This is a genomic window from Fontimonas sp. SYSU GA230001 (assembly GCF_040066175.1).
Classification (GTDB): Bacteria; Pseudomonadota; Gammaproteobacteria; order Nevskiales; family Nevskiaceae; genus Solimonas.
Genome location: NZ_JBEAAM010000041.1, coordinates 1 through 10,645, shown reverse-complemented (window position 1 = coordinate 10,645; position 10,645 = coordinate 1). Strand labels below are relative to the sequence as shown.

At 59.7% G+C, this 10,645-nt stretch carries 8 protein-coding genes and 1 pseudogene; all 9 read right to left on the bottom strand.

What is annotated here, in order from left to right; genetic code table 11:
* Window positions 1–50 precede the first annotated feature (50 nt).
* Entirely contained in the window at window positions 51–410 is a 360-nt protein-coding gene (locus AAG565_RS15480) for a hypothetical protein (protein ID WP_348820548.1), read from the bottom strand.
* A gap of 49 nt (window positions 411–459) precedes the next feature.
* Window positions 460–2,757, bottom strand: a complete 2,298-nt coding sequence (locus AAG565_RS15475) for a polysaccharide biosynthesis tyrosine autokinase (RefSeq protein ID WP_348820547.1) — start codon at window positions 2,755–2,757, stop codon at window positions 460–462.
* Between the two features lie 10 nt (window positions 2,758–2,767).
* Entirely contained in the window at window positions 2,768–3,931 is a 1,164-nt protein-coding gene (locus AAG565_RS15470) for a polysaccharide biosynthesis/export family protein (protein ID WP_348820546.1), read from the bottom strand.
* Between the two features lie 66 nt (window positions 3,932–3,997).
* Window positions 3,998–4,939 carry a GDP-L-fucose synthase gene (locus tag AAG565_RS15465; RefSeq protein WP_348820545.1) on the bottom strand — a complete coding sequence of 314 codons (942 nt, stop codon included), beginning with the start codon at window positions 4,937–4,939 and terminating at the stop codon, window positions 3,998–4,000.
* Window positions 4,940–5,045: 106 nt separating this feature from the next.
* Window positions 5,046–6,158, bottom strand: a complete 1,113-nt coding sequence (gene gmd / locus AAG565_RS15460; RefSeq protein WP_348820544.1) for a GDP-mannose 4,6-dehydratase — start codon at window positions 6,156–6,158, stop codon at window positions 5,046–5,048.
* A complete protein-coding gene (locus tag AAG565_RS15455; RefSeq protein WP_348820543.1) occupies window positions 6,155–7,414 on the bottom strand; it encodes a WcaI family glycosyltransferase in 1,260 nt (419 codons plus the stop codon). Before AAG565_RS15455 ends, gmd begins: the two co-directional genes overlap by 4 nt.
* Window positions 7,415–7,416: 2 nt before the next feature.
* Window positions 7,417–8,517 (bottom strand): glycosyltransferase family 4 protein, encoded by a 1,101-nt coding sequence (locus tag AAG565_RS15450; RefSeq protein WP_348820542.1) that lies wholly within the window; start codon window positions 8,515–8,517, stop codon window positions 7,417–7,419.
* Complete coding sequence (locus tag AAG565_RS15445; protein WP_348820541.1) at window positions 8,504–9,799, bottom strand: hypothetical protein; 1,296 nt, start codon at window positions 9,797–9,799, stop codon at window positions 8,504–8,506. The genes AAG565_RS15450 and AAG565_RS15445 overlap by 14 nt, the downstream gene beginning before the upstream one ends.
* Before the next feature lie 483 nt (window positions 9,800–10,282).
* Window positions 10,283–10,411: pseudogene (locus AAG565_RS15440) on the bottom strand (IS1595 family transposase); the annotation flags it as partial.
* Between the last annotated feature and the right edge of the window lie 234 nt (window positions 10,412–10,645).

Genomic DNA, 10,645 nt, shown 5'->3' with positions numbered 1-10,645 from the left:
GTTGTTCCTTTCCATCAGCAAAGCCCAGCGTCCCGCCGCCTGACAGCCCCTCACTCAGACCCACCCTTCAGGCTCATCTCTGGATTGGAAAGGACTGTGTCAGCGCCCTCGCGGCTAAACCGCGTGACCAGATCGTCGGGCACGTCGACTAGGTCCGCGGGCGCACCGCCGCCGCCGAAAAAGACGTAGAGGAACAGACTCGTCGCCGCGAGCGCGGGACTGGGCACCGCCCGCACCTGATCGAGGTTGGCGCTGGCCAGCACGAAACGGGCACTGGCGCGCTGCTCAACCGAATCCTCGATACCGTAGTAGCGCAAGGATCGCCCCACACTGGCCGCGTCCTTCGGCGCCTTGAACTCAGGCACGTCCTGTGCCAAACCAGGCCCGACTCGGCCCAGCAGGATCGACAACACCAGGCATCGACCAAGCGCCGGCCATGATCGCCGGAATGCCGGCCGTCTAGGTGGAAATGGACTGGTACCGTTGCGCATAACCATACTGGTAACCATATCGATAGTAGTACGCACTCCCGGAGCGGCCGATCTGATTGAAGATGGTGCCCTTCACGGCGACCCCGGCATTCTGCAGACGCGCCACCGTCTCCTGAATCATGCCCATGGGGTGTTCCCCGGCTTTGAGCACGATCATCGTACAGCCGCTCATCTTGCCAACGATCGCGGCGTCCGTGACCGCAAGCACTGGCGGCGTATCGACCACGACATAATCGTAAGTCCGCGAAAGGATTTCCATGAGCTCGGAGAATCGCGTCGTCAACAGCAGCTCCGCAGGATTCGGCGGGATCCGTCCCGTCGGCACCAGATCCAACCCGTCGATCGCCGTCGGTCGAATGATCTGGTCCAGGTCCGCCTGCTGAGCGCAGTAGTCGGAAATACCCGGAGTCCTTTCACATCCGATGACCTCGTTGGCATGTCCGCGCCGCAGATCGGCGTCGACCATGACGACGCGTTTGCCCGACATCGCCAGTACGGCCGCCAGATTGACCGACACAAACGACTTGCCGATATCCGGCGCGGGCCCCGTCAGCATCAACACATTGTTCGGCGCATCCATCATCGCAAAGTGCAATGAGGTCCGCAGGCTGCGAATCGCTTCGATCGCGATATCCTGCGGGCTGGACAAGGCGAGCAGCTTCACATCGGTTGACGACTTGCTCCTGCCAAACGCGCGCTGCTTGACCGTGTAAGGTACCGTTGCATAGGTCGGGACACCCAGCACCCGCTCGACTTCCGCCGGATCCTCGACCGCGGGATTGAGTGCGCGCCGGACGAATACCGCGGCGATCCCCAGGAAGACACCCAGAACCAGCGACAAGGCAAGAATCAGCGGGATCTTCGGTTTCGACGGTTCGCGCGCATCAACGGCGTAATCGACGATGCGGACATTGCCGATGGTGCCGGCCTTGACGATCTCGAGTTCCTGGTAGCTGTTCAGCAGGTTCGTGTAGAGCGTCGTGTTGACCTGAACCTCGCGCGAAAGGCGAAGCAGCTCCTGTTGCGTTTCCGGCAGATCCTTGACGCGCCGGCCAATCATCTCCTGCTCGCGCTGCACTGCCTCCATCTGGCGATCAATCGCCTGGATGTTGGGATGGTTCGCCGTGAACCTCAGCAGCGCAGCCTGGCGTTGCTGGTCCAGCTCGACGCGCTTGGTCTCCAGTTGCACACTCTGCTGCAGAATGAGCTCGGTCTCCTTGGTTAGGTCTGCAGAACCCTCCTTGAGGCGAAAGTTGTTGAAAGACCGCTCCGCAGACTCCACCCGGCTGCGCAGCTCCGGCAGCTGACGCTCCAGAAAGGACAAGGTCTGGGCTGCTTCCTGCGATTTGCGCTCAACATTCTGCCGCTGATACGCGATGACCAGCCGGTTGACCACTTCACGCGCGAGCGCGGGATCGTCGGCCGAGTAGGACAGCTGGAGAATGCCGCTGTCCTTGCCTTTCTCAGACACCGAAATCTCGGACTGCACATTCTCGATCGCCTCACTGCGACTGAGCTTGGTGAGCCTGAAACGCGTGCCAGTCGCCGCGTTGAGCTGCTGAACGAAGATCTCGATCGGAAAGGGCGACACGCTCGACTGAGCGACCTCGCGTTGACCAACCTGGCCCCGCAGAATCGGGTCACCGTCCAGTTCGAGCAGATAGCCGGACGCAGTGGCGACGAGCGTGAATTCTCGGGTGAGCAGATTCGGCGGTACCTCGAAGGCGGTGACGCGGATGAATTCGCCGCCCCAAGCATAGCCCCCCCATCCGCCCGGAGGTCTCGGCAACCACGACTCGATGCCATCTGCGTCGGCCCCGCGCGCCAGTGGACGGCCGATGATCGGGAAGTATCGCGGCGTCGCCTGAATCGTCAGCCCCAAGCCATCGACGACGGAGCCGACCAGGTAGCGGCTCTTGAGCAGCTCGATCTCGGCAGTGGCTTTCGATGCCTGGCCCATCACGTCGGCGAGCTCGCCAAGCGCGGCATTCACGCCTGCGCCCTTGGCCTCGACTTGCACCAAGGCATCGGCATCGAAAATGCGGGTCGCCGCCCAGCAATAGAAAGCACCGCTGGAGATGCACAACAGCACCACCGCGACGACCAGCCAGCGCCCGGCGGAAATGACGCCAATCAGCTCGCGCAGATCGATTTCGTCGTCGTAGCTGCCCGCTGAGCTGGGCGGCTGGCGTGGAAGTACCGCAGAACCCTGGTTCATCAAGTATCGGCCATGATCCGCGCCGAGCGCGGGCTTGTGGTGCAGCAAGAAAGATCCGTCAGCGCCTCGTCACCAGGCGATCGAGCTGAAACACCGCGGAAATCGTCGGCAGCAGCTGATTGATCAGAGAATTGTACTGGGCAAAGTCCGTGGTCTTGACGTACACCACATCGCGCGGCTGCAGCACGAACTCGCCGGCCAACAACAGTCCCAGCGGCGAGTCGAGCGATAGTGAATAAATCGTCGGCAAGAGCCCCTCGGCGAAGGGTCTACGAAACACCAGAACCCCCGAGTCGTTGGCGCGCAACCGGTCCAGCCCACCTGCCGCCGTCAAGGCTTCCGTCAGCGTCGTCTTGCCCTGCTGCAAAGCCACCTGCACTTGCTTATCGACCTCGCCCAACACGAAGACCAGATCATTCGACCGATCCGGCACGTGCACGACATCGCCTGCGACGAGCTGCGGATTCATCACCGTGCGCTCGCCTGAAAGCATGCCAGCGAGATCCAGGGGATAGCTGATGCCGCCTCGCGTCAGATAGACGCGCCGACGGCTGGCCTGTTCCGTCAAGCCCCCACGCTCCGCGATCGCCTCCATGACCCCTTTGGGCTTGTCATCCAGTGCGACGACACCGGGGTCACGCACGTCTCCGCTCACCTGAACCCGCTGCGAACGGAAACCCACGACACGCGCGTCCACCTGAGGGTTGTTGATGACGCGCGACAGCTTCTGGGCGATGAACTGGCGCAATTCCAGTGCAGTCATGCCGGCCGCTTTGAATTCGCCGACATAGGGGTAGAACATCAAGCCATCGGCAGACACCAGACGGCCTGCGTTCTGAACGTCCGTCCGATCGCCCAGCGGCGCCGAAAGCTCCGGGTGCTCCCAGACGGTGATCAAGACGATGTCTCCGGGCCCGATCCGATACTCCAACGCACCCTGTCCGGCGGTCACCGCACTGAACATGCCCGGCAGTGGCGGAAGAGTGATCTCGGTCCCCGCCCTGATCTGCGCCAGCGACTGCCCCGTCACCTCGACAACCCGATAGCCGATCAGCTCGCCGCCGGACTGCCCGACGTACTGCGTCGAACCGTCAGGCTGCGTCCGCCGCTCCAGGCTCACCGACTCCGAACCCGGCTTTCCGACGTGCAAACCCGGCAGCACCGAACAGGCCGAACCCAAGAGCACATAAACGCACCCGGTCAAGCGCCAAACTGTCTTCACCCTACCCCTCCCCCCACGATGAACCTGCCGACTCGATGACCTAGTTTACCGGACTTCCAGCGACAATCAGGCGCGCGCACCCGCGCCGGCTTCGAGGAACCATCGATAGGTCTGCTCGATCCCCTCCCGCAGATCAATCCGCGCCCTCCAACCAAGCGCATGCAGCTTGGACACGTCCAGCAACTTGCGCGGCGTGCCGTCCGGCTTGGTCAGATCCTGGACAACCTCCCCCTCATAGCCGACCACCGTCTTCACGATCTCGCCCAGCTCGCGAATCGTTACGTCCTCACCGACACCCACATTCACGAACGCGTCATCGGAGTAGCGCTGCATCAAAAACACGGCAGCCGCCCCCAGATCATCGACGTGCAGGAACTCCCTACGCGGCGTACCCGTGCCCCACATCACCACCTGCGGCTCCTTGCGCAGTTTGGCCTCGTGAAATTTGCGGATCAGTGCCGGCAGCACGTGCGAGTTTTCCAGATTGAAGTTGTCCCCAGGCCCGTAGAGGTTCGTCGGCATCAGCGAGATAGCGTCGAAGCCGTACTGCTGGCGATACGCCTGGCACATCTTGATGCCGGCGATCTTGGCAACCGCATACCACTCGTTGGTGGGTTCCAGCGGGCCCGTCAGCAGGCAGCTCTCCGGCATCGGCTGCGGCGCCAGTTTGGGATAGATGCACGACGAACCCAGGAACTGCAGCTTGCGCGTACCAGCCTTCCAGGCCGCATGGATCACGTTGGTTTGGATCGCTAGGTTGTCCCGGATGAACTCGGCCGGATAGGCGCTGTTGGCGTGGATGCCACCCACCTTCGCCGCCGCGAGGAATACATACTCCGGCCGTTCCTCATGGAAAAAGGATTCCACCGCGGCCTGCGAGGTCAGATCCAGCTCCGCATGGGTGCGAAGGAGCAGGTTGCGATAGCCGCCCTGCTCCAGCGCCCGCACGATCGCCGAGCCCGCGAGCCCACGATGCCCCGCCACATAAATCCGCGCGTGCTTGTTCATGGCCGCCCTATCATCTCGTGCCGTGCCCCAGAGCAAGCCGGTCGTCCGGGTCTGCCGGCGTCGAGTCATCGCCGCAGGCGCGCATCAATACACAGCGCATCGCCAGTCATTCGTGATAGTCGAATGCCTTGAACCCCGCCAACTTCACCAGACTGTCCCGCTTCGCCGACTTCATATCCTCGCTCACCATTTCGCGCACCAGCTCATCGAACGTGGTCCGCGGCGTCCAACCCAGTTTCTCGCGCGCCTTGGTCGGATCGCCCAGAAGCGTCTCGACCTCCGCCGGCCGGAAATAGCGCGGATCGACCGCCACAACGCGCTGGCCCGGCTTCACGCGCAGGTCCGAGCCGGACACGGCCGCGACGACGCCGACCTCGTCCACGCCCTCGCCTTGCCATTCGATGAACATGCCCAGCTCCGCCGCCGCACGCTCGACAAACTGCCGCACCGAATACTGCATCCCAGTGGCGATCACGAAATCGTCAGGCTCTTCCTGCTGCAGCATCAGCCACTGCATCTCCACGTAATCGCGCGCGTGACCCCAGTCCCGCAGCGCATTCATATTGCCCAAATACAGGCAGTCCTGCAGACCCAGCGCGATGCGGGCCATCGCCCGCGTGATCTTGCGCGTGACGAAAGTTTCACCGCGCACCGGCGACTCGTGATTGAACAGAATGCCGTTGCAGGCGTACATCCCGTAGGATTCACGGTAATTCACCGCGATCCAGTAGGCGTACAGCTTGGCCACGCCATACGGCGAGCGCGGATAGAACGGCGTGGTTTCCTTCTGCGGAATCTCCTGCACCTTGCCGTACAGCTCTGACGTCGACGCCTGGTAGAAGCGCGCCTTCTTCGCCAAGCCCAGGATGCGGATTGCCTCCAGCAAGCGCAGCGTACCGATCGCATCACTGTTGGCGGTGTACTCGGGACTTTCGAACGACACCGCCACGTGCGACTGCGCACCGAGGTTGTAAATCTCGTCCGGCTGAACCTGCTGCACGACGCGGATCAGGTTGGTGGAATCGGTGAGGTCGCCATAGTGCAGCACCAGCCGGCGATTCTTCTCGTGCGGATCCTGGTACAGGTGATCGATGCGGTCCGTGTTGAACAGTGAGGCGCGGCGCTTGATGCCGTGGACTTCATAGCCTTTCGCCAAAAGAAGTTCGGCCAGATAGGCTCCGTCCTGTCCGGTGATGCCGGTGATCAATGCGCGTTTCATGCCCTGCTCCCCTCTTTCAACAAATCGAATAACTGCTCTTCAAACCGGCCGAGAATGGCGTCGCGGCTCAAATACTTCTCAGCATACGCCCGCGCATTGACGCCCATCCTCCTCCGCGCTGAGTGATCGGCAGCCATATCCAGCAGAGCATGTGCCAACTCGTCCACATTCTCCGGCTCGACAGTGACCCCGCAGTCGTAACCATGCAGGATGTCATGCAATGCCGTCCCCGGCGAAGCGGTGGCCAATGCCGGGCGACCCGCCGCCAGGATGTTCGCTAGCTTGGACGGCATCACCAAGTCTGCCGCCTCGGCGCGCTGTATGACGAGGTGAATATCACCCGCCGCCAGCATCTCACTCAGACGCTCTGCAGGCTGGACGGAAAGAAACTGCAAGTTGTCGACGCCTGACGCGGCAGCCATGGCTTCCAGGCAGGATCGGTCAGCTCCAGTGCCGACCATGGCAAACCGAAGTCGTTTGTCATCTCGAAGCCTGGCGGCCACCTGCACAACAACCTCCAGGCCCTGCTTTACACCCATACCTCCCGCATAAAGCACGAGTATCTGGTCATCGGTGAGATTGAGTTCTCGGCGAAACGCGTTCTGGCGAGGACCAGGTACAACCCCCGAGACATCGGCCCAATTCGGCACGAGCCATGTTCGCTCCGGATCGCAGCCCTTCTCTACGGCTCGCTTCAACATCGCCGGCGTGATCGTGCTGACCCGCGATGCGCGCGTCAGCAAAAAGTTTTCGATCGCATACAGCAGTCGTCCCAGCACGCCCACACGAAGCATCCTGAGGCGCATGGCAGCGTCGACTTGGAAATCCTGGATGTGGACAACCCAAGGGACGCGCCGGATCAGACCATACAGCCACGGCATTACTGCATCCTGCATCGGCGGGCACACTGCAATAACGACGTCGTACTTGCGCGGCCGCAGCAAAACACTACTCCACCAGAAAAGCGAAGCGATCGAAAATGTGGTCTCCATCATAATTCGCCCAACCGCTGACACACTATTCGGACGAGGCACTGTATGCGCGACGCGCATCACTGAGACGCCACTAGAACTGTCCCGCCTGAAGCCACGCCTCCGATAGTCCTTCCGCACACGCCATTCCGGATAATGCGGCAAGCCCGCTATGGCATCGACAGAATGTCCGCGCCCGGCGAACCAGCCCGCCATCTCTCCGGTGAACTTTCCTGTGGCGGTCAGTTCGGGCGCAAAGTTCAAGGAGACGAACAATACCTTCACGATCAGCGCTCACAGTTGAGAACCGCATGCCGGTCGTCGTCACTCATCTCACGGATAAGTTCATCGAGAACAGCCAACGCCACTTTTCTCTTGCAATCCGCCGCACGCGAAATCTCGCCCCGCACGAGCATGTCCGTCGCTGCTTGTGAAGCCGCGATGACAGCTTGAGAAATCCGCGCGGAGTAGTCCCTCCCGTCAGGGACAAGTGCGCATGGCACACCTGCCATCATGCTCGGGATACACGCCCTAGGCGGCGCAATGATGAAGCATCCGGCGGCCATCGCCTCGAAAAGCACATTTGGCTGCGCCTCTTGAACATATCGCGTTGGGAACAAAAAAACGTCGACTTCACTAAAAAACTTGCTCTTGTTGTCACCGTATACCGCCCCCCGATAGTCCAAGCGATCACCTAGTTCAGATTGCAAGTGTTTAAGTAGCCGCTCTTCTCTTGGTCCGACTGCCTTGCCTCCCAGCAAGAAGATAGAGGCAGGCACCTCTTTCGATAGGCGTAGAAATGTCTCGACAACTACGTCAAAGCCCTTCTCATTCGTCAGATTGCTCAAGAAGCCCACGCGCAATGCACCACTTGCGCGCGCCCTGCTCACTGACACTGCTACGTCGTTGGTTGCTGCGTTGCTCACGACGCGACGGTCCGCCACAGGTCCGTACAGAGCCTCAAATCTGTCCGCCATCTCATTGTCCAAGAAAATGTGCGTTGCTGTCGGCGCAATCTGCCGCACAATAAGCTTCATAGCGAGACTTACTTTCTCGATATGGGAATAGTTCCTATGATGAATATAGATGCGTCCATGCTCCTTGAACGCCACCACATACAGCAACGTGTACCAAATGCCGAATCCGCCGTCGGCAACAATGTACAAAGTTGAGGACGATCGAATCCCCAGAAGATTGCGCAACAGCAATCTCACTCGGCTCACGTGATACATAAGCGTTCGCACGTGCGCGCCGCTGCTCTTGGGTGCGGTATCGAAAAGCCGAACTTGAGCGCCAGCTGCCGATAAAAGGTCTGCAATAATCTTTGTGTTCTTTGCCGCCCCGTAGTAAGGCGGTGGCAGGGCACCAACCACGCTAATGCGAGCCACGTACCACCCTGTCCTTGATAAAATACGCAGCTATTCGCCAAATTACATAAACGAGCACGAACGGCCACAACAAGCCGCCAAGATTCCCCATGTCCCCCCGAACGAATGAGTACACGCTCCAGTACAGAGCAACAAATACAAAACGCTGATACACAGAGTGGATCGCCTTTGCACTTTTCTTGACTAGGTAGCCCCACACAAACGCGAATAACGCGCATGCTATCAACGCTCCGACAAGACCAAATTCGAGCAACATATCTCCGAACCCGGTGACCGTGAGCTCGCTTCGTGTGATCTCCCATCTAGTGGGCGAAAGCGCGTCTGTGAACGAGCCGCTAGGACTAATCGGTTTGCCCGGCCAGAAGCTTCGCGGAATAAGAAGCGATGCTGCAAACAGAAAGCCTTGGAACGGAAAGACAGCAATATCATCCGAGTAGATGTATGCCATCGTAAATGCATCCGCCATCGATACCTCTGCTGTGCTGAAGAACGTACCAACTACCCCCCCCTGTGCCGCAACAAAGTCAACAATAGATCCGTAGCGCCATTGTTCGCGCAAGTAGAAGCGCAGTACCAACAGAATGGCACCCAGTGCCGGAATAGCGACCAAAGTCCAGCTTTGCCTAATACGCCATCCAAGTAGCGCGAACTTCATCCCAGCGATCGCGCTAGCGAACAACACGCTGCTACGCGACCCGCCCAACGTCGCTACTGCGACGGCGCCCGCCAGCACGAGAAAGTCAGAGTGCCTCCATTTTCCAGAAGAGAGCACATATAGGGCCATCGCCGGATTGCACAGAGACTTTACAAGCCATAGCGCCTGATTCTCTCGGTAGAAATTCTGGTGAGTAACGTCGAGCGAAAGGAACGAAACACCTAACGCGAGAGAGCCGAAGGTGACGGCAACTGAGACGACAACGAGCATAGCGCCAACGACCCGCGCCGCCCGAATGCCGCCCCCAACGACCGCTCGGTTAGGCACATGCACTGCGCCAGCAAGTAATATCCCCGCTACGAGGGCAGCTTGAAGCGCGCTGAATACCGCAAAGGCGTACCACACATCGCGGACCGGAATGGAAGCTGACATTTCCGATAACCGAGTTGCCGACTGACCAGCTCCAAGGACCAGAAAGTCAATGTTGTAGAGCAACAGGATCAGCGCAAGAAAGAAGTATGGATGCAGCAGACTCGAAGTGAGGAACGGGACCGCGTTCTTCCGCGACAAGGCAAGGAGGATGCCTATAGGCAAGAGATTCAATAGAAAAAGGCCCCACATTGTCATCTTGGCCCTCTACTCGCGAGACGCAGACTCGACTAGCTGAAGCGCTTTGATGCTGCAGTTCGGTCCGACGGTTACTGCGCCAACCACAACCGCATTCGGATAGATCGTCACGTCTGACTCGATTGTCGGGTATTCACCCTTCTTTTGACCGAGCGTCACGCCTTGATACAGGGTGACACGGTCCCTAATAACTACACCTCGACCAATGACAATCGAGATTGGGTGAGGCAAATTTAATCCTCTACCTATTGATGCTCCATATCCGACATCGATTCCGTACGAATGCACGAGTAAGTTGCGCCAGAATGCATGAGCAACTCGCCCTCCCCTCACCGCCAGACGCACTAGTAATACCGCCCTTAGCGAGGGATTCGCTAGAACGCGGACAAGCAAGCTCGCGAGAGATATGGGCGCTCCGTAATGCTGAGCCGCGTCAGCCCTAAACTCGTCAATTAGCGAACTTGCCATAGTGTTTCGTGATCATTAACAAACCTCAGCCAGTCTCAGCGCGGTCGCGGGATACGGGCGAGTCTGCGCTGCTGCATGGATGAGGCGGGTGAGGATGGACTTCAGATCGAAGCGTCGATTGAAGCGGTACTGTGCTTCGGCGAGGATATCGCGCAGGTCGGCGACTTCGCGCGACGCCGGCTCAAGTCCATGCAGCGGCGCCCGTCTCTGGTGACAGCGTTCTGGCAGCAGGCCGAGCTTCCACTGTGATATGTCACCCATTTACGTAAGGCTCAATAATGGCTCTGTTGAAAAACGAGTGGGTTACCGGGCATGAGGGTTGACCGCGCCGAAGTCGAGTTTGCCGGCGATCAGGAAGATGACGGTTCTGGTCGTGTC